Consider the following 18,218-nt stretch of genomic DNA (forward strand, 5'->3'; position numbering starts at 1 on the left):
CGACATGTCGATGACGGCGCGGCGGCGCGGCCGGAACATGGGCGCATCGTCACGACCGACACCTGACAGAGGACCGCAACCCATGGCAAGCAAGAGCCGGAAATTCCGCGTCGCCACCGAAGGCGCCACCACCGACGGCCGCAAAATCGAACGCGTCTGGATTGAGCAGATGGCCGCGAACTACAACCCGAAAAAATACGGCGCCCGCGTCAACCTGGAACACGTCAAAGGCATCTCGCCGGACAGCCAGTTCAAGCGCTACGGAGACGTGCTGGCGCTGAGCGCCGACAAAGTGGAAGACAACAAACTCGGCCTGTTCGCCGTCATCGACCCCACAGAAGACTTGATCGCAATGAACAAGGCGCGACAGAAGGTTTACACCTCCATCGAAGTGAACCCCGAGTTCTCCGATACCGGCGAGGCCTATCTTGTGGGCCTGGCCGTCACCGACGACCCCGCCAGCCTGGGCTGCGAAATGCTGCAGTTCAGCTCCACGGCGAGCCAAAGCCCGCTGGCCGGCCGCAAGCTCAGCCCTAACAATCTGTTCACCGAAGCCATCGAATTCACCCTGGAGCTGGAAGACGACGACAACGCCGGCGCCGTCGAAGGCTTCGCCAACAAGATCAAAGCCATGTTCAGCGGCAACCGCAAGGCGGTGGACAGCGGTTTCAGCGAGCTGCAGCAAGCCATCGAAACCATCGCCGACAGCCAACAGCAAGTGCTCAAACAGACGGAAGGCTTCAGCCAGCTGGAAGACCAGCACAAGACGCTGCAGGCCGAGCACAAGACCCTGGCCGGCGACTTCGCCGAACTGAAGCAGCAATTGAGCGCGCAGCCGGCCGGCTTCGTCCGCCAGCCCACTGCCGGCGGCAAAGACCGCATCGCGACCGATTGCTGAGCCATCGACGGCCGAACCCAAGCCCACAACCCCGGAGCCCCAAAACATGCGCAAAGAAACCCGCGAACAGTTCAAACACTATCTGAGCGACATCGCCCGCCTGAACGGCATCGAAGTCGGCGACGTCGTCAGCAAATTCAACGTCGAGCCCAGCGTCCAGCAAAAGCTGGAAACCCGGGTGCAGGAATCCAGCGAATTCCTGGGCAAGGTCAACCTCTACCCGGTGCAAGAACAATCCGGCGACACCGTAGGCCTGGGCGTGTCCGGCCCCATCGCCGGCACTCAGAACACCGACGAGGGAGAACGCGAAACTCGCGACGTGGCGCAGCTGGACGAAGACGGCTACCGCTGCGAGCAGATCAACTACGACACCCACATCAAATACAAGATGCTCGACGCCTGGGCCAAATTCCCGGACTTCGCCCCTCGACTCAGCGGCGCCATCATCCAGCGCATCGCGCTGGACCGCATCATGATGAGCTTCAACGGCGTCAAACGCGCCCGCACCAGCCGCCGCGAGCAATACCCGCTGCTGCAGGACGTCGCCGTCGGCTGGCTGCAAAAAATCCGCGAGCGCGCGCCCGGCCGCTACCTGAAGGAAGGCAAGAAAGAAGCCGGCAAGATGAAGATCGGCAAGGGCGGCGACTTCAACAACCTGGACGCGATGGTGTTCGCCGCGGTCAATGAGCTGATCGACCCCTGGCACCAGAACGACACTCAGTTGGTGGTTATCAGCGGCCGCCGGCTGATGTCGGACAAGCTGTTCCCGCTGGTCAACGGCAACTACGACCCGATGAACCAGAAAGCCGCCCAGGATCTGATCGTCAGCCAGCGTCGCATCGGCAATCTGCAAGCGGTGCAAGTGCCCTACTTCCCGCCCAACGCCATGCTGATCACCCGCCTGGACAACCTGTCGGTGTACTGGCAGGAAGGCACCAACCGCCGCAGCGTCATCGACAACCCCAAGCGCGACCGCATCGAAACCTACCAGTCCAGCAACGACGACTTCGTCATCGAGGACTACGGCTGCTGCGCCTTCATCGAAAACATCGAGCTGCTGCCGGAGTCCGCCGCATGAACTTGTTCCGCGAGCACTTCCAGCGCGAAGCCGCGCGGCGGGAGCCCGGCGAGGACGACTTCGGCGGCATGGCCAACGCCAGCGGCTACCAGCTGATGCTGGCCAAGCTGGCCGACGACCGGCGCCGGCTCAAGCAAATCCAGTCCATCGAGCGCAAGGGCGAGGTCAAGCGCGAGCTGCTGCCGGATTACGCGCCCTGGATCGACGGCGTGCTGCAGGCCGACGCCGGCGGCCGCGACGACGTCGTGGTCACGGTCATGATCTGGCGCATCGACGCCGGCGACTACCCGGGCGCGCTCGACATCGCCGACTACGCAATGCGCCATGACCTCTATGTGCCGGACCGCTTCGAACGCACGCTGGGCACCATCGTCGCCGAAGAACTCTCCGACGCCGCCAAGCGCCTGCGCGACGCCAAAGCGTCCGGCTTCGATGTCGGCCTGCTGGCGCGCGCCATGGCCATGACCGCCCATGCCGACATGCCGGACCAAGTGCGCGCCAAACTGCATTGCGAGCTGGGCTTTGCGCTGGCGGACAGCAACCCGGAACAGGCGCTGGAGCAATTGCGCCGCGCGCTGCAGTTGCACAACGGCATCGGCGTCAAGAAAGCCATCGAAGGGCTGGAACGCAAGCTGAAGAACACGCCGCCGCCAGGCTGAGACAAGGCGCAGCGAACCAGAGGCCTGAGACCAGGCGCGCCGACGCAGACAGTACACCCAGTACGGCAAGGAGGCGCCACGCCGTATCAGGCGTCTGGCTCGACGCGCCACACCGAGCGACCCCGCGCGACTGACGGCAGGGGGTGGACGCCGGGCACCCGCCCACAGCCGAAGCCCCCTCCACCGTCACACCAAGGACAGCCATGATCATCCCCTCCTCCGCCGCCCCGGCCGCCAACAGCCCGCTGGCCCAGCCCATCCGCGCCAGCGCGTTTTGGCCTGATGTTGACCCGGCCCACGCCCGCGCCGTCATGCGCCTGGACGGCACCGTCACCGATGAACGGCTGCGCCATGAACTGGTGGTCGCCATCGCCAGCGTCAACAGCGAGCTGACCGCGTGGCGCCAACGCCAGCAGACCGCCGGCTTCCAGCGGCTGGCCGACGTGGCCGGCGAGGACATCGACGGCGAACCCGTCAATCTGACCCACTGGCGCCGCGCCATCTACGCCACCGCCGCCGCCGCGCTGAACGAACGCTATCGCAGCTTCGACAGCACCGCCGAAGGCCGGCGCCGCGCCGAAGAGCTGGGCCTGGCCGCCGACGACCTGCGCCGCGACGCGCGCTGGGCCATCAGCGACATCCAGAGCAAAGGCCGCGCCACCGTGGACCTGATCTGATGCGCACCGTTCGCGCCCAGCAGCATGACAGCGTCGACGCCATCGCCTGGCGGCACTTCAGCAAAACCGCCGGCGTGGTGGAGGCCATCCTGGCCGCCAACCCCGGCCTGGCCGACCACGGCCCGATCCTGCCCATGGGCCTGGCCGTGCAACTGCCGGAGCTGGACGCCGCCGACGCCGAACCCGTCAAAACCTTAATCAACCTGTGGGACTAAACATGGCCGAACCCATCAGCACCACCACCACCGCCGGCGCGCTCGCCACCGCCGCGCTGTTGACCCTGATTCCCGGCGTCGACGCCGCCGTCGTGCTCGGCGCTTTCGCCGGCGGCGCCGTCTTCGTTCTCAGCTCCAACGACATCAGCGTCGGCAAGAAGGCGGTCTTCTTCGTGCTCAGCTTCGTGGCCGGCCTGGTTGCCGCCCGCGGCGTCGCCTCCTTCGTCGACTGGCTGCTGCCGGAACCGGTGGAAGTCAGCAACGGCGTCGGCGCGCTGATCGCCTCCGCCCTCGCCGTCAAGACGCTGCTGAGCCTGATCAGCGCCGCCGACAGCCCGGAGTTTTTCCAAAAGCTGCGCCTGCTCAAGGGGAAAGAGAAATGACCCTTCCCACCGCCACCGCCCTGGTTTGCCTGCTGATCGCCGCCCGCCTGCTGCTATTCGCCCGCGGCGGCGCCACCCACCGGCCGCGCGCCGGCCTGTTCGCCTACCTGCTCGCCGTCGCCGCCGGCAGCGTCGGCGTATTCGAGCTGTTCGGCCTGGACAGCCGCCTGCCGCAACTGGTGCTGCACTTGGCCTTGCTACTGGCGTTGCTGGCGGTGCGCGGCAATGTGGTGGAGCTGTTCCGCACCACCGACAACCGCCAGTCCTGGCTCGCCATCCTGTTGCGCAAAGAAAAATGGATTTGAAGGAGGAAACCGCCATGCCCAGCCGTCGCATTGAAGACCTGCACCCGGCGCTGCAGCCGCTGTGCCGCCAGTTCCTGGAGCGTTGCCAGGCCGCCGGCCTCGACATCCTGATCACCTGCACCTGGCGCAGCGGCCAAGAGCAAGACCAGCTCTATGCCCAGGGCCGCACCGCGCCCGGCGCCAAAGTCACCAAGGCCCGCGCCGGCCAGTCCGCCCACAACGCCATGCTGGACGGCAAGCCGGCGGCACGCGCCTTCGACATCGTGCCCAAGGTGAACGGCAAGCCGGAATGGAATGCCGCCCACCCGCATTGGCAGATCGCCGGCCGCATCGGCATGGAGCTGGGCCTCAACTGGTACGGCCGCCCCGGCGCGCCGTTCCGCGAGTTCCCCCATTTCGAGCTGCCGAAGGACGCGCGCTGATGCTCGCCGACATCGTCAAGCGCTACGCCGCCACCCTGGCGCTGCTCGCCGCGCTGCTCGGCGGGCTCGGCCTGTGGCTGCAGTCCCGCGTCATCCAGCAGCAGCAAGCGACGGCGCAGGAACGGATCGCCGCCTATGCCCAGCTGGAAGCCGCCCACCGCCAGCAGACCGCACAACTGCGCCAGCAAGAACAGGACGCCCGCGCCCAGGCTGCCGCCGTGCGCCAAATGGCTGAGCGCCTGGAAATCCTCGCCCGCAAACACGCCGCCAACGCGGCCAAACTGGAGCAAGCCCTCAATGCCACCCCGGAAAATATTGCTTGGGGCGATGTGGCTATCCCTGCTGACATTGCCCGCCTGCTCGACTACGCCGCCGCCGGCGCTCACGGTGCTGAGCAGCCAGCGCTGCGCGCCGCTGACCCGCTGCCAGCTGCCGCCGACGGCGCCGGCCAACAACCGCCAGCTGGCCCAGGCGCTGCAACTACAGCGGCAGGCGCTTGAAGTCTGCGCCGCCAAAGTCACCGCCACCCTCGAATGCCAAGACCATGACTGATTTCTACGACCGCGCCCAGGCGCTGGAGCAGCTGCAACGCGACGCCGCCATCGACGCCCATTTCGCCGGCGCCCGCGCCGCCGGCGACAGCCTCAGCCACTGCGAAGATTGCGGTGAACCGATCCCGGCCATGCGCCAGCGCATCGTCCCCGGCTGCACCCGCTGCGTACCCTGCCAGCAATGGGCGGAACGATGAACAAGCCCCACGCCCTGCGCGTGGCGCTGGAAGCCGCGCTGCCCGAACTGCGTCACAACCCGGACCGGCTGACCATGTGGACCGAGGACGGCCAGCTGGCCACACGGCCCGGCGCGCTGCACTTCACCCTGCACTACACCCTGAAACTGGTCGTCATCGAATACGGCCGCGGCATCGAATCCATCCTGCTGCCGCTGCTGAACTGGATCGCCGTCAACGAACCGCCGCTGCTGCAAAACCCGGACGCGCGCGCCGACGGCCTCAGCTACCGCAGTGAAATCATCAGCCACAGCGCCGAGGACATCGAAATCACCCTCAAGCTGAGCGAGCGCGTCAAGGCGGTCAAAGACGCCGCCGGCGGCTTCGCCTTCGAATACTTGGGCGAGCCGGAAGACCCGCCGGGCATGTTCTGATGGCCGACGCCCTCGCCCAGCTGGACAGCAAGCTGTCCGGCCTGCTCGCCCAGCTCGGCCCCGCCCAACGCCGCGCGCTGGCGCGCCAGATCGTCACCCGCCTGCGCGCCAGCCAGCAGCAGCGCATCCGACTGCAGCAAAACCCGGACGGCAGCGGCTTTGAAGCGCGCCGGCCGCAGCTGCGCAAGAAAAAGGGCGCCCTCCGCCGCCAGATGTTCGCCAAGCTGCGCTTGGCGCGCTTCCTCAAGACCCAGGCCGGCCCCGCCGGCGGCGCGGTGGAATTCATCGGCCAAGTCCAGCGCATCGCCCGCGTGCATCAGCTCGGCCTGCGCGACCGCGTCAGCCGCCAACGCGAAGTCATGGCGCAATACCCTGCGCGCGAGCTGCTGGGCTTCAGCAATACCGATATTCAAGCAATCCAGGATCAAGTGATTGAGCATCTAGCGCAAATGACATGACTATCCAACGTCATAAAACCACCGTAAGATAGGCCCCGTTTGATGAACCAAAAACAATCACAACCATGACAAAACCACTCAGTAATTTTTCTTACAAGGTGCTCTTTGGCGTCGGCGCGTTCATGTTCACGCTGCAATCAATCATTCTTCTGATCCTTCTCTATGTAGGCTGCGCTGAATCACCGATAGAGTGGGCGGTGGGCTTTTCAAGAGGCGTTTCGGGTAAGCTCGGCTTCAGCGCCTCTGAGCCCCTGATGATTCCGGAGATGATGGGGAAAATTTTTGTTCCCTACAGCTTTACCGTCTTTTTCTTCTACTCCACGATCAAAAGAAAACTGCTTACTACACGCATTGGCGTCGTTTTCCTGCTCTTGATATCGCTGGCCTCGGGAGCGCCCTCCCTCATTTTTATGATTGTCACTTACGTGGCTTTCTCTAGGCACACCAAGGACCACTTCCAGGCCTATCAAGCATACAAAAGCCAACTAGCATCGACTTAAACTCAATCGTAAACCGCGCAATCCGCGCGGTTTTTTTTGCCTATTACTTGTGCCAGCCTCTCCCACAACAGGCCGCGCCACTGCACAAGTTCAGGTCAGGGCACACTGCCCGGCATGGACCTCATCGACCTGATCACCCGCTTTGAAAACCTGCTGCGCACCGGCACCGTCGCCGCCGTGCAGGCTGAGCCGCCGCGCGTCCGCGTCCGCTCCGGCGGCCTGCTGACCGGCTGGCTGGCCTGGTTTCACGCGCGCGCCGGCGGCACCCGCGATTGGGATCCGCCGACGCCCGGCGAACAATGCCTGATCCTGAGCCCGTCCGGTGAAACCACCGCCGGCCTGGTGCTGCTGGGCCTCAATGCCGACGACGCGCCGCCGCCCAGCGCCGACACCGGTGAATGGGTGCGGGTGTTCCCGGACGGCGCCCGCCTCGCTTATCACCACGGCCGCGGCGAACTCAGCGTGTCTGGCATCCAGACCGCCACCGTCCAGGCCGCGGTGCGCTGCGTCATCGACTGCCCGGAAACCGAAACCAGCGGCAACCTGACCGTTGGCGGCAATCTGCTGGTCAAGGGCGCCACCACCAGCGAAGGCCTGCTCAGCTATCAAGCCGGCCTGGCCGGCACCGGCGGCGGCGCCGGCACCGCCATCAGCGGCGCCCTCACCCACCGCGGCGGCCAGCTCAGCAGCAACGGCGTGGTGCTGGACAACCACACCCACCCCGACGCCCACGGCGGCAACACCGGAGGTCCGCAATGAACTACCTCGGACTCAACGCCCGCACCGGCCGCGCCATCGTCGACGATGCGCAGCTGCGGCAGTGCGTGCAGAAAGTGCTGACCACGCCGCTGTATCAGCGCGTGCAACGCCGGCTGTTCGGCAGCCAGCTGCCGGAACTGGTGGACGCGCCGCTCAACGGCAAAACCCGGATGCAATGCCTGGCCGCCACCGTGATGGCGCTGGCGCGTCATGAGCCACGCATCGAGCTGCAGCGGGTGGGCATGCGCATCGGCGCCGGCGGCCAGGCCGGTGCGCTGGCCATCGACATCGAAGCGCGACGCCGCGATGGACCGTCCGCCGGCCAGGCGCTCAAGCTCTCGGTGGGCCTGCGATGATAGACCTGACCCAACTGCCGCCGCCGGACGTCATCGAGGCGCTGGACTTCGAAACCCTGTTCCAAAACCGCAAGGCCCGGCTGCTGGCGGCCGCGCCGGCGGAGCTGCGCGCCGGCCTCGCCGCCGCGCTGCAATTGGACAGTGAACCGCTGACCATGCTGCTGCAGGAGTTCGCCTACACCGAGCTGCTGCTGCGCCAACGCGTCAACGAAGCCGCGCTCGCCAGCCTGCTGGCCTACGCCGCCGGAGCCGACCTCGACAACCGCGCCGCCGACTACGGCGTGCAGCGGCTGCTGTTGCAGCCGGCCGATCCGGACACCGAGCCGCCGACACCGGCGGAATGGGAAGATGACAGCGCGCTGCGCCGGCGCTGCCAGATGGCGCTGGAAGGCCTCAGCGTGGCCGGCCCGGCCGGCGCCTACAAATTCCACGCCCTCAGCGCCAACGGCCAGGTGCTGGACGCCAGCGTCGAGGGGCCGAACAGTCCCTTGCCTATGCCGCCGGAGCCCGGCGCCGTGCGCGTGTTCGTGATGGACCGTCGCGGCGACGGCGTGCCAGACGCCGCCTTACAGGCCGCCGTCGCCGCCGCGCTCAACGATGAAGCCATGCGGCCGATCTGCGACACCGTCGAAGTGCGGCCGGCCGAGCCCTTGGCCTTTGCCGTGGATGCCGCCATCGAATGGGAGCCCGGCGGCAAGACCGCCAGCGGCGGGCTGGAGGGTGCCAGACAGAGGCTGGCCCGCCTGCTGGAATCACGTCGCCGGCTGGGCGCCGCCGTCGCGCGTTCGGCCATTGACGCCGCGCTGCACGTCGCCGGCGTGCGCCGCGTGCTGCTCACCGCGCCGGCGGCCGACGTGCTGTGCTCGCTGCGCCAATTCCCCACGGTCGAGGAGATTGCCCTTCATGACTAGCCGCCTGCTGCCCGGCAATCGCACCCCGCTGGAAGCCGCCATCGCCGACTGCTGCGCGCCGGATCTCGACCCCTCGCCGATACGCGGCATCGCCGACAGCGCCCGCTGTCCAGTGGCGCTGCTGCCGCTGCTGGCCTGGGAGCGCAGCATCGACAACTTCGACGCCGCCGCCAGCGAAGCGCGCCAGCGCGCCGTGATCCGCTCCTCCGTCGCCGTGCATCGCCGCAAGGGCACCGTCGCCGCGGTGCGCCAGCTGTTCCGGGATCTCGGCCTGGGCGAAGTCGACATTGAGCAAGGCCGCAGCGGCTACCGGCGCGACGGCAGCCGCCGGCGCGAAGCCTACAACCGACGCGGTCCGCGCGGCGCACATTGGGCCGAATACCGCGTCATCTGTTACAGCCTGCTGACCAACCAACAAGCCAGGACCGCGCGCGCGCTGCTGGACGACATCGCCGCCGGCCGCTGCCGGCTGGTGGCGCTGGACTTCAGCCGCGCCGCGCTGACGCGCAACGGCTATGGCCGGCGCGACGGCGTGTTCTCGCGCGGCCTGGCGTGAATCGAGAGGGAACCCATGGGATATTTGAACGACAAGGAAAGCTGGGACAAAGTCCCCTACTTTGCGGAGGACGCGGTGCTGACCGGCGGCCCGGATTGTCCGGACAACGTGCCGATTCAGGCCTTGGCCAACCGTACCGCGTTTCTGAAACAGCAAGCGGAACAAGCTGCACGCAAAGCCCAGCCGCTGAGCCCGGACCTAAGTGCCCTAGCCGGTATCAAAGGCGCCGGATTTTATGTCAGTACCGGACCGGGAGCCGCTGCCGCCCGGACTCTTACCGCCGGCCAAGGCCTCGCCATCAGCAACGCCGACGGCAAGGCAGGCAACCCTTCCGTGGCGCTGTCCAATAGCGGCGTGACACCGGGAAACTACAGCATGGTGGTGGTTGACGCCATGGGCCGCGTCACCAGCGGTCGCACAATGACAGCGGCCGACGTGCCGGCCCTGGACTGGGGCAAGATCGCCAGCGGCAAGCCGTCCACTTTGGCGGGCTACGGTATCACCGACGCCCTGAGCAACGCCCCGGCGACGGAAGCCGCCGCCGGCATTCTCAAAATCGCCAGCCAGGCGCAAGTCAATGCCGGCGGCAATGCCGGCGTGGCGGTGACGCCCAAAACCCTGAAATTCGGCTTTGGCTGCAGCTTGACGCAAAACGGCTATCTCGCGTCTCCATGGTGGCTGGGGGGCTGGGTGTTTCAATGGGCGGTAGGGACGATGACAACCGTGGGGGACCAAGAACAAAACATCACGTTCCCTATCGCCTTCCCGAACGAGTGTATTTTCCTGGCAGTTTCAACCATAGCCGGTTCCACGGCGCTGTCGGATGGCTGGTTTCAAGAGCGAACGATTAATCGCGGTTGGTGCTCGGTCGTCGGTCAGTTCATCGGCGGCGGCAGCTTGAGTGGTGGTATCACGCCGCGTATTTTTGCGATAGGACGATAAACATGGCGGTCTATTTTTCAAAATCGATGATGGCGTTTTTCCCGGATAGCATGCGCGCGTCGTATGAAAAAAATGGGTGCTGGCCGGAGGATGCGGTGCTGATTGAAGAAGCCTTGTATCGGCGGGTGGCGCTTCAGCGACCAGCGGAATACACGCTTGTAGTGAATCCTGACAGTGGCTTGCCTGACCTCGCCGACAGTCCGCGCCCAAGTCAAGCTCATTGCTGGAACGGCGCGGCGTGGGAAGCCTCGCCGGCGGCCGAGGCGGACTATCAGCGGGCGAATGTGGAACGCGAACTGGATCGCCGCCGAGCGGCGGCGGATGCCGCCATCACCCCGCTGGAAGACGCGGTGGAGCTGGGCATGGCCACGGCGGACGAACTGGCCGCGCTCAAAGCCTGGAAGCGCTGCCGCGTACTGCTGACGCGAGTGCCGCAACAAGCCGGCTATCCCATGGCGGTAGACTGGCCGCCCGCGCCTTGATCGGCGCGACACGCAAAAAGCCCGGCCATGCGCCGGGCTGTTTTATTGGGGTGATGGAGAATCAGCGCTGGCCCAGCCTGCCGGCCTCAAACCGTAGCGCCGCCGCGCAGCTGGCGGTGAAAAAATAGATGGAAGGATCGGCATGGCTGGCCGCCAGCGTTTCGCCCAGCCGGCTCAGACAGGTGGTCAAGTTTTCCAGCGTATCCTGGCAAGTGTCCCCGATCAGGGGGTTTAATTGTTGTGGAGTCGTCACGGCGCCTAGAGTCATTTTTAACCTCGCTTGCTTGATGTGCTGCAACGACGATTGTGAAGGCTCGCCTCCCGCGCGTTAATCGGCGGAAACGCCGGTGTCCCGCATAGCCTCCGCAAAATAGACATGGCGGATGATTTTTCTAACGGTGATTTTGCCCCCATCAAAACGGCCCACGCCAAGTTTTCTCCCAATGTTTTCAATGTGATTCCGCACGGTTCGCTCGCTAATGCCCAAAGCTTTCGCCGCTTGCCGATTGCTACCGCCAGCGGCCACCGCCTCAAGAACCTGAATTTCCCTATCCGTCAATTGACCTAAAGCATGGGATATATTTTGCTCACGCGCCGCGGCATCGCCCAGCAAGCGCCGCAAACCCAGCGCCATGCCGCCCACCAAATGGGGCGGAATCTCAAGATGAGCGACGCCGGACAGATGCCGCAACAACGCGCGAATCTCGCGGTCTCCCGCCGCCGCCAAATAATGCTGGAGCAAGCCGGCGGCGTCTGGCGGCATCCTAAAACATTCTAATTCAGACCATCGGCCCGTCACTCTAAGTTGTCCGGCCCGCTGGCACAACGCAGCGCAGTCGCACCGACCCGCCGCCTGCGCCACCATGCCGGAAACCCCGCATGGAGAAGCCCGCATGGCAACTGACTACCATCACGGCGTCCGCGTCCTTGAAATCGACGAAGGCAGCCGCCCCATCCGCACCGTCGCCACCGCCGTTATCGGCATGGTCTGCACCTCCGACGACGCCGACCCGACGGCGTTCCCGGAAGACATGCCGGTGCTGATTACCGATATTGACCGCGCCATCGGCAAGGCCGGCGTCAAGGGCACGCTGGCGCCCAGCCTGGCCGCCATCGCCGACCAGTGCAAGCCGGTGCTCATCGTCGTGCGCATCAAGCCCGGCAAGACCGCAGAAGAGACCACCACCAAGGTGATCGGCACCACCACCCCGGACGGCCGCAAGACCGGCATCAAGGCCTTGCTGAACAGCAAAGCCCGCTTTGGCCTGGTGCCGCGCATCCTCGGCGCGCCCGGCCTGGACAGCCAGCCGGTGGCGGCGGCGCTGGCGGCGCTGGCGCAACAGACCCGCGCCTTCGCCTACCTGTCCGCCTACGGCTGCAAAACCATGGGAGAGGCCGTGGCCTACCGCAAAAAGTTCGGCCAGCGCGAAGCGATGCTGATCTGGCCGGACTTCATCGCCTGGGACGGCGCCGCCAACAAAGAAGCCGCCGCCTACGCCACCGCCCGCGCGCTGGGCCTGCGCGCCTTCATCGACGAAACCGTCGGCTGGCACAAGACCCTCTCCAACGTGCCGGTGCAAGGCGTCACCGGCATCAGCGCCGACATCTACTTCGATCTGCAAGGCACCGCCACCGACGCCGACTACCTGAACAGCAATGAAGTCACCACCCTGATCAACCAGAACGGCTACCGCTTCTGGGGCTCGCGCACCTGCAGCGCGGACCCCTTGTATGCGTTCGAAAGCTACACCCGCACCGCCCAGGTGCTGGCCGACACCTTCGCCGAGGCGCAATTCTGGGCCGTCGACAAGCCGCTGACCCCGGGCCTGGCGCGCGACATCATCGAAAGCCTGAAAGCCAAGGGCCGCAGCCTGGTCAACCAAGGCTATCTGCTCGGCTTCGACTGCTGGTTCGACGCCAAGGTCAACGACAAGGACAGTCTCAAGGCCGGCAAACTGGCCATCGACTACGACTACACCCCGGTCCCGCCGGCGGAGAACATCAGCCTGCGCCAGCGCATCACCGATAAATACCTGATGGACTTCGCCAGCCAGGTCAACGCATAAGGACACGCCCCCATGTCAGGCATCGCACTGCCGCGCGCGCTGCGCAAATTCAATGTCTTCATCGACGGCGTCGGCTTCATCGGCCAGGCGCTGGAAGTCAAGCTGCCCAAGGTCGCCATGGAAACCGAAAAGTACCGCGGTGCCGGCATGATCGGCTCCGTCGCGCTGCTCAAGGGCTTGGGCGATCTGGAAATGGAGCAGACCTATAACGGACCCATCCGCGAAATCGTCATGACTTTCGGCGCCGAACAACACGACGCCGCCCAAATCCGCTTCATGGGCAGCTACGCAAAGGAGGATGACGGCAGCGCCCAGGCGGTGGAAGTCGTCGTCCGCGGCCGCCACAACGAGATGGACATGGGCGACGCCAAGGCCAAGGAAAACGGCTCATTCAAGGTTAAAACCGACCTCAGCTACTACAAGCTGATTGTCGACGGCGAGGAGTGGCTGGAAGTCGATGTCGTCAACGACGTGTTCAAGGTTTTCGGCAAGGATATCCAAGCCGCGCACCGCGCCAACGTCGGTCTTTAACCCTATCACCCGGCCCGCCCGGGCCGCTCACACCAAGGATTGAACATGCAAGACAAAGACCCCATCACCCTGGACCAGCCTATCCAGCGCGGACAGACCCAAATCGCCGCCCTCCGCATCAGCAAGCCCAGCGCCGGCCAGCTGCGCGGCACCAAGCTGGTGGACCTGCTGCAAATGGACGTCGGCGCGCTGATCACCCTGTTGCCGCGCATCACCCTGCCGCCGCTGACCGAACAGGAAGTGCAAAGCATGGATCCGGCCGACCTGACCGAATGCGGTATCGCGGTGGCCAGTTTTTTGGGGAAGAAGGAACGGCAGCCGAACGAAGCGGACACGGCCTCCCCGGCCGCGTAGAAGACGCCATCGCCGACGTGGCGGTCATTTTTCATTGGCCGCCGTCGGCGTTTGATCACATGAGCCTGGCCGAACTGGCCGATTGGCGCGAACACGCCCGCCTGCGCAGCGGCAACGAGGACACATGAGCGATACCCGGATGAAGCTGGAAGTGCTGCTGGCGGGCGTGGACAAACTGAGCCGCCCGCTGCGCGACGCCATGGCCGGCAACAAGGCGCTGGCCCAGGCGGTCAAGCACTCCCGCGAACAGCTGAAGGCGCTGGAGCGCACCCAGTCCAATATCAGCGGCTACAAAAAGCAGACCGCCGCGCTGCAGGACACCCGCGCCAAGCTGGACCAGGCGCAGCAGCGCGTGCGCGCCATGCGCGAGCAGATGCGCGCCGGCGTCGAACAGACCGACACATTCCGCAAGGCCTTCACCAAGGCCAACGAAAGCGTGCATAGCCTCACCACCCAAGTGCAGCGCCAAACCCGCGACCTAGCCCCGCTGCGCGCCAAGCTGAGCGAGGCCGGCGTCAAGGTCGCCCAGCTGGGCAGCGCGGAAACCGCGCTCAAGGGCAAGGTGGACGGCGTCACCCGCGCCTTGAAAGAACAACAACGCGCCCTGGAGCAGACCAGCCAACGCAGCCAGAAACTGCAGGAGAACAAAGCCAGACTTCGCGGCTCGCTGGACCGCGCCGGCCAGCTCGGCATGCCGGTGGTCAATGTCGGCAGCCTGCCGCGCGCCATCGTCAGCGGCATGCGCAGTCCCATCGAAGAAAGCAAGCATTACCAAACCGAATTCCAGCGCGTGCGCGCACTGGGCATTGGCGATAAAGAAGCCAATCGCGCCAAGCAGTTCGCCGCCAATCTGAATGCCTACGGCGTCAGCGCCACCGAAACCTTAGAGCTGCACCGTGACGCCTGGGCGGTATTCGCTGATCGCGACCACGCCGAAATGGTCACCCCGGTGCTGACCCGAATGAAGTTCGCGAACAAGGCCATGTTTGGCGAAGGAGAAGGACAGGAAAAAGACAAGCAACTGATGGACATGATGAAGGTGATCGAAATGCGCGGCGGGGCCAATAATGAAAAAGACTTCATGGCCCAAGCCAACAAGGTACAGCAAGTCATCGCCGCAACCGGCGGCCGCGTTGGTCCCAATGAGTGGTATCGCTTCACCAAGCGTTCCGGCTTGGCCGGCCAAGGCCTGAGCAATGAAGCCTTCTATTACAAAATGGAGCCGGTCATTCAGGAGATGGGCGGCGACACCGCCGGCCAGGCCTGGATGTCCGCCTACCAAAACCTCTATCAAGGCCGCACCACCAAACGCGCCGCGCTGCTGCTCGACAAGTTCGACCTGATCGGCGACCGCAGCAAAATCAAACACGACAAAGCCGGCCAAGTCAGCTTTTTGAACCCGGGCGCGCTGAAAGGCGCCGCCACCTTCAAAACCGACCCCTTCAAATGGATTGATGAAATCCTGCTGCCCACGCTGGAAAAGAAAGGCATCAAGGATCGACAACAAATCGAAGACGTGTTGGGCGGCATCTTCACCAACCGCAACGCCTCAGGTCTATTCGGCAAGCTGGTGCTGCAAAGAAAGCAATTCGCGAAAAGCGCCGCGGTCAACGCCCGGGCCGACAACATCGATCAGATCTACGACAAGGCCAAGGACACCGCCGAAGGCAAGGAAATCGACCTGATCACCCGCCGCGCCGACGCCTACAAGGTCCTGGGCGATGCGGTGATGCCGGAATATACCCAGGCGCTGGAAATGGCGTCCGCCGCCGTCAAAAAACTGAGCGACTGGATGCAAGCCAACCCGGCGGCGGCCAAGGCCATCACCCTCGCGCTGATGACGCTGGCCGCCGCGCTCGCCACCCTGGCCGCGCTGATCATCCCGCTGGCCATGCTGCGCTTTACCTTCTCCTCGCTCGGCATCGCCGCCTCGGCGGGGCGGCTGGCGTTCTCCAGACTGGGCGGCGCGCTGAAATCCTTGGGAACCGCGCTCCGCTGGATGGGCGGCGCCGCCTGGAAAGCCATCACCATCGTGGGCAAAGCGATGTTCTGGCTGGGCCGGGTGTTGCTGATGAACCCCATCTTGCTGCTGATCACCGCCATTGCCGTGGGCGCCTACTTGATCTGGCGCCACTGGGACACGCTCGGCCCCAAATTCGCCAAGCTCTGGGCCAGCATCAAACAGTTCTTCAGCGATAGCTGGAACTGGATTTGCATGAAGCTGGCCGAGTTCGTCGTGCTCTACATCTTGCCGGTCATCGACAAGATCAAAGAGAAATTTAAGGCGGGCTGGGCCTTCGTCAAAACCTCGGCCAATGATCTGCTGGACTGGTTCCAGAACTTGCCCGGCCGCTTTGTCGAATTTGGCAGCAACATCATGCAAGGCCTAGTCACCGGCATTAAAGGCGGCCTGGGCTGGGTCAAAGACGCCATCCTCGGCGTCGGCGACATGCTGCCGGAGTGGCTGCGCAAGAAGCTGGACATCCATAGCCCGAGCCGAGTGTTCGCCGGCATCGGCGGCTACACCATGGCCGGGCTGGAGCAAGGTATCACCCAGGGCCAGGGCGGCCCGCTGGCCGCGCTGCGCAACGCCACCGGCAAGCTGACCGCCCTCGGCGCCGGCGTCATGCTCGGCGCCGGGCCGGCGCTGGCCGGCCAGCTGGACACCCGCCCGCCGCTGGCGCGGCCGGCCATGGCCGCCACCGCCCCCATCATGATCAACGCCCCCATCACCATCCACGCCGCGCCCGGCATGGACGAACGCGCGCTGGCGCGGCTGGTGCGTCAGGAGCTGGAAAAAGCCCAGCGCGACGCCCAGGCCCGCCAGCGCAGCAAATTTGGAGACATCGACTAATGCTAGGCCTGCCGATGATGGCGCTAGGGCTGTTCGTGTTCACCCGCAGCACCCTGCCCTATCAGGAAATGAAACAGCAATACGGCTGGCGCTGGCCGGGCAATCCCCGCGTCGGCGCCGCGCCCGGCCGCCAATACACCGGGCCGGAGGAAGAGCCCGTCACCCTGTCCGGCAAGCTGCTGCCGGAGCTGACCGGCGGCGACAGCTCGCTGGCCCTGCTCAAGCTGATGGCCGACCAGGCGCTGGCCTGGCCGCTGATCGAGGGCACCGGCATGATTTACGGCTTCTACGTCATCGAAAAGCTGGACCTCACCCGCCGTGAATTCTTCAGCGACGGCAAGGCGCGCGAGATCGACTTCACCCTGACCCTGCAGCGCGTCGACGGCAGCATGCTGGACCTGCTCGGCAACCTCAGCCGCGCGGTGATGGAGCTGGCGTTTTGAGCCTGGACAGCCTGATGGCCACCGGCCAGGACATCGCCCAGCAAGGCCTGGACCTGGCCGGCCAGGCGCTGGACGGCCTAGACAGTCTGGCCAGCTTCGCCGGCCTCAACGGCGCGCCGACGCCGGCCTGGCGGCTCACGCTCAACGGCAAGCCGCTGGACAGCGCGCTGCGCCGCCGGCTGGTGGCGCTGACGCTGACCGACAACCGCGGCTTCGACGCCGACCAGCTCGACATCGTGCTGGACGACAGCGACGGCATGCTAGAGCTGCCCGGCCGCGGCGCCGTCATCGCCGTGGCGCTGGGCTGGCGGCATAGCGGCCTGATCGACAAGGGCAGCTACACCGTCGACGAAGTGGAGCATAGCGGCACGCCGGACATTCTGACCCTGCGCGCCCGCTCCAGCGACTTGCGCGAAGGCATCGCCGCCAAGCGCGAAAAGAGCTGGAGCAAGACCACGCTCGGCGCCATCGTCCGCGCCATCGCCGCCGCCAACCAGCTGCAGCCGGCGATACCGGACTGGCTGGCCAAGCGCCGCGTCGAACAGCTGGACCAGCGCAATGAAAGCGACGCCCAGCTGCTGCACCGGCTGGCGCGCGAACACGACGCTGTGGCTACGGTGAAAAACGGCCGCCTAGTGTTCTGCAAAGCCGGCGACGCCGAAACCGTCAGTGGCAAGCCCTTCCCGGTCTGCACCCTCACCCGCGCCAGCGGCGACAGCCACCGCTTCAACATTGCCGACCGCAACGCCTACACCGCCGTCAAAGCCCAATGGCAGGATCTGAACCGGGCAAAGCGCGGCGAAATCATCGTCGACAAAAACACCCGCTTCGAACGCCGCGCCACCGTCACCAAGCTGGGACGCAAAACCAAGCGCAAAAAACTGACCGCCATTCAGCAAAAAGGCGTGGAGCCCAGCGCCGGCAACGTCAAAGTGCTGCGCCACATCTACGCCAGCGAAGCCACCGCACTGCAGGGGGCGAAAGCGGCATGGGAAAAGCTGCAGCGCGGCGCGGCCGAGTTCAGCATCAATCTGGCCTACGGCCGGCCGGAGCTGTTCGCCGAACTACCGGCCAGGGTGCAGGGCTTCAAGCCGGCCATCGACGCCACGGAATGGGTGATCAACAAAATCACCCACACCTTGAATGACGGCGGCTATACCTGCCAGTTGGAGCTGGAGATGAGGCTGGATGAAGTTAAATAATGGTGG

28 protein-coding genes are annotated in these 18,218 nt (G+C 65.3%); 26 read left to right on the forward strand and 2 right to left on the reverse strand.

What is annotated here, in order from left to right; all coding sequences use genetic code 11:
- Positions 1-82: 82 nt before the first annotated feature.
- The 19 genes from JC616_RS17380 (at position 83) to JC616_RS17470 (ending at position 10,762) form a co-directional block, all read left to right on the forward strand.
- Entirely contained in the window at positions 83-898 is an 816-nt protein-coding gene (locus JC616_RS17380; RefSeq protein WP_227104472.1) for a GPO family capsid scaffolding protein, read from the forward strand.
- Positions 899-944: 46 nt separating this feature from the next.
- Positions 945-1,976 (forward strand): phage major capsid protein, P2 family, encoded by a 1,032-nt coding sequence (locus JC616_RS17385; protein ID WP_227104474.1) that lies wholly within the window; start codon positions 945-947, stop codon positions 1,974-1,976.
- Positions 1,973-2,635 (forward strand): phage terminase small subunit, encoded by a 663-nt coding sequence (gpM, locus tag JC616_RS17390; protein WP_227104476.1) that lies wholly within the window; start codon positions 1,973-1,975, stop codon positions 2,633-2,635. Before JC616_RS17385 ends, gpM begins: the two co-directional genes overlap by 4 nt.
- Positions 2,636-2,838: 203 nt before the next feature.
- Complete coding sequence (locus tag JC616_RS17395; RefSeq protein WP_227104478.1) at positions 2,839-3,312, forward strand: head completion/stabilization protein; 474 nt, start codon at positions 2,839-2,841, stop codon at positions 3,310-3,312.
- A complete protein-coding gene (locus tag JC616_RS17400) occupies positions 3,312-3,527 on the forward strand; it encodes a tail protein X (protein WP_227104480.1) in 216 nt (71 codons plus the stop codon). Before JC616_RS17395 ends, JC616_RS17400 begins: the two co-directional genes overlap by 1 nt.
- A gap of 2 nt (positions 3,528-3,529) precedes the next feature.
- Positions 3,530-3,910 carry a putative holin gene (locus tag JC616_RS17405; RefSeq protein WP_227104482.1) on the forward strand — a complete coding sequence of 127 codons (381 nt, stop codon included), beginning with the start codon at positions 3,530-3,532 and terminating at the stop codon, positions 3,908-3,910.
- On the forward strand, positions 3,907-4,215 hold the full coding sequence (locus tag JC616_RS17410; protein WP_043591227.1) for a phage holin family protein: 309 nt from the start codon (positions 3,907-3,909) through the stop codon (positions 4,213-4,215). Before JC616_RS17405 ends, JC616_RS17410 begins: the two co-directional genes overlap by 4 nt.
- A 14-nt stretch (positions 4,216-4,229) precedes the next feature.
- Positions 4,230-4,637 carry a M15 family metallopeptidase gene (locus tag JC616_RS17415; RefSeq protein WP_227104483.1) on the forward strand — a complete coding sequence of 136 codons (408 nt, stop codon included), beginning with the start codon at positions 4,230-4,232 and terminating at the stop codon, positions 4,635-4,637.
- A gap of 327 nt (positions 4,638-4,964) precedes the next feature.
- A complete protein-coding gene (gene lysC / locus JC616_RS24610; protein WP_227104485.1) occupies positions 4,965-5,189 on the forward strand; it encodes an Rz1-like lysis system protein LysC in 225 nt (74 codons plus the stop codon).
- The gene (locus tag JC616_RS17425; protein WP_019100194.1) at positions 5,182-5,385 is read left to right on the forward strand and encodes a TraR/DksA family transcriptional regulator; all 204 of its coding nucleotides are present in this window, start codon (positions 5,182-5,184) and stop codon (positions 5,383-5,385) included. Before lysC ends, JC616_RS17425 begins: the two co-directional genes overlap by 8 nt.
- Positions 5,382-5,798 carry a phage tail protein gene (locus JC616_RS17430; protein ID WP_227104487.1) on the forward strand — a complete coding sequence of 139 codons (417 nt, stop codon included), beginning with the start codon at positions 5,382-5,384 and terminating at the stop codon, positions 5,796-5,798. The genes JC616_RS17425 and JC616_RS17430 overlap by 4 nt, the downstream gene beginning before the upstream one ends.
- Positions 5,798-6,256, forward strand: a complete 459-nt coding sequence (locus JC616_RS17435) for a phage virion morphogenesis protein (protein WP_227104490.1) — start codon at positions 5,798-5,800, stop codon at positions 6,254-6,256. Before JC616_RS17430 ends, JC616_RS17435 begins: the two co-directional genes overlap by 1 nt.
- A gap of 65 nt (positions 6,257-6,321) precedes the next feature.
- Positions 6,322-6,756, forward strand: coding sequence for a hypothetical protein (locus JC616_RS17440; RefSeq protein WP_227104492.1), 435 nt, complete (start codon positions 6,322-6,324; stop codon positions 6,754-6,756).
- 114 nt (positions 6,757-6,870) lie between these two features.
- On the forward strand, positions 6,871-7,515 hold the full coding sequence (locus JC616_RS17445) for a phage baseplate assembly protein V (protein ID WP_227104494.1): 645 nt from the start codon (positions 6,871-6,873) through the stop codon (positions 7,513-7,515).
- A complete protein-coding gene (locus JC616_RS17450; RefSeq protein ID WP_227104496.1) occupies positions 7,512-7,871 on the forward strand; it encodes a GPW/gp25 family protein in 360 nt (119 codons plus the stop codon). The genes JC616_RS17445 and JC616_RS17450 overlap by 4 nt, the downstream gene beginning before the upstream one ends.
- The gene (locus JC616_RS17455) at positions 7,868-8,782 is read left to right on the forward strand and encodes a baseplate assembly protein (protein ID WP_227104498.1); all 915 of its coding nucleotides are present in this window, start codon (positions 7,868-7,870) and stop codon (positions 8,780-8,782) included. Before JC616_RS17450 ends, JC616_RS17455 begins: the two co-directional genes overlap by 4 nt.
- Positions 8,775-9,338: a phage tail protein I gene (locus JC616_RS17460; RefSeq protein ID WP_227104500.1), complete on the forward strand. Its 564-nt coding sequence runs from the start codon at positions 8,775-8,777 to the stop codon at positions 9,336-9,338. Before JC616_RS17455 ends, JC616_RS17460 begins: the two co-directional genes overlap by 8 nt.
- Before the next feature lie 15 nt (positions 9,339-9,353).
- Complete coding sequence (locus JC616_RS17465) at positions 9,354-10,280, forward strand: gp53-like domain-containing protein (RefSeq protein ID WP_227104502.1); 927 nt, start codon at positions 9,354-9,356, stop codon at positions 10,278-10,280.
- 2 nt (positions 10,281-10,282) lie between these two features.
- Positions 10,283-10,762, forward strand: a complete 480-nt coding sequence (locus tag JC616_RS17470; RefSeq protein WP_227104504.1) for a tail fiber assembly protein — start codon at positions 10,283-10,285, stop codon at positions 10,760-10,762.
- Positions 10,763-10,823: 61 nt separating this feature from the next.
- Here the strand turns inward: JC616_RS17470 and JC616_RS24530 are convergent, their stop codons facing one another.
- Complete coding sequence (locus tag JC616_RS24530; RefSeq protein WP_264372983.1) at positions 10,824-10,952, reverse strand: hypothetical protein; 129 nt, start codon at positions 10,950-10,952, stop codon at positions 10,824-10,826.
- A gap of 138 nt (positions 10,953-11,090) precedes the next feature.
- Positions 11,091-11,525, reverse strand: a complete 435-nt coding sequence (locus tag JC616_RS17475) for a response regulator transcription factor (protein WP_227104506.1) — start codon at positions 11,523-11,525, stop codon at positions 11,091-11,093.
- A gap of 130 nt (positions 11,526-11,655) precedes the next feature.
- On the opposite strand from JC616_RS17475, the gene JC616_RS17480 reads away from it, so the two are divergent.
- From JC616_RS17480 to JC616_RS17510, 7 genes are read left to right on the forward strand one after another with little or no spacing between them, the layout of a single operon-like run.
- Positions 11,656-12,828 (forward strand): phage tail sheath protein, encoded by a 1,173-nt coding sequence (locus JC616_RS17480; protein WP_227104508.1) that lies wholly within the window; start codon positions 11,656-11,658, stop codon positions 12,826-12,828.
- A 12-nt stretch (positions 12,829-12,840) separates the two neighbouring features.
- On the forward strand, positions 12,841-13,359 hold the full coding sequence (locus JC616_RS17485) for a phage major tail tube protein (RefSeq protein ID WP_227104510.1): 519 nt from the start codon (positions 12,841-12,843) through the stop codon (positions 13,357-13,359).
- 45 nt (positions 13,360-13,404) lie between these two features.
- The gene (locus JC616_RS17490) at positions 13,405-13,713 is read left to right on the forward strand and encodes a phage tail assembly protein (RefSeq protein ID WP_227104512.1); all 309 of its coding nucleotides are present in this window, start codon (positions 13,405-13,407) and stop codon (positions 13,711-13,713) included.
- Between the two features lie 17 nt (positions 13,714-13,730).
- Positions 13,731-13,841 carry a GpE family phage tail protein gene (locus tag JC616_RS17495; protein ID WP_264372984.1) on the forward strand — a complete coding sequence of 37 codons (111 nt, stop codon included), beginning with the start codon at positions 13,731-13,733 and terminating at the stop codon, positions 13,839-13,841.
- A complete protein-coding gene (locus JC616_RS17500; protein ID WP_227104513.1) occupies positions 13,838-16,567 on the forward strand; it encodes a phage tail tape measure protein in 2,730 nt (909 codons plus the stop codon). The genes JC616_RS17495 and JC616_RS17500 overlap by 4 nt, the downstream gene beginning before the upstream one ends.
- On the forward strand, positions 16,567-17,010 hold the full coding sequence (locus JC616_RS17505) for a phage tail protein (RefSeq protein WP_227104514.1): 444 nt from the start codon (positions 16,567-16,569) through the stop codon (positions 17,008-17,010). The genes JC616_RS17500 and JC616_RS17505 overlap by 1 nt, the downstream gene beginning before the upstream one ends.
- Complete coding sequence (locus JC616_RS17510) at positions 17,007-18,212, forward strand: phage late control D family protein (protein ID WP_227104515.1); 1,206 nt, start codon at positions 17,007-17,009, stop codon at positions 18,210-18,212. Before JC616_RS17505 ends, JC616_RS17510 begins: the two co-directional genes overlap by 4 nt.
- Positions 18,213-18,218: the final 6 nt, after the last annotated feature.

Origin of the sequence: Chromobacterium rhizoryzae (assembly GCF_020544465.1) — a bacterium.
Taxonomy (GTDB): Bacteria; Pseudomonadota; Gammaproteobacteria; order Burkholderiales; family Chromobacteriaceae; genus Chromobacterium.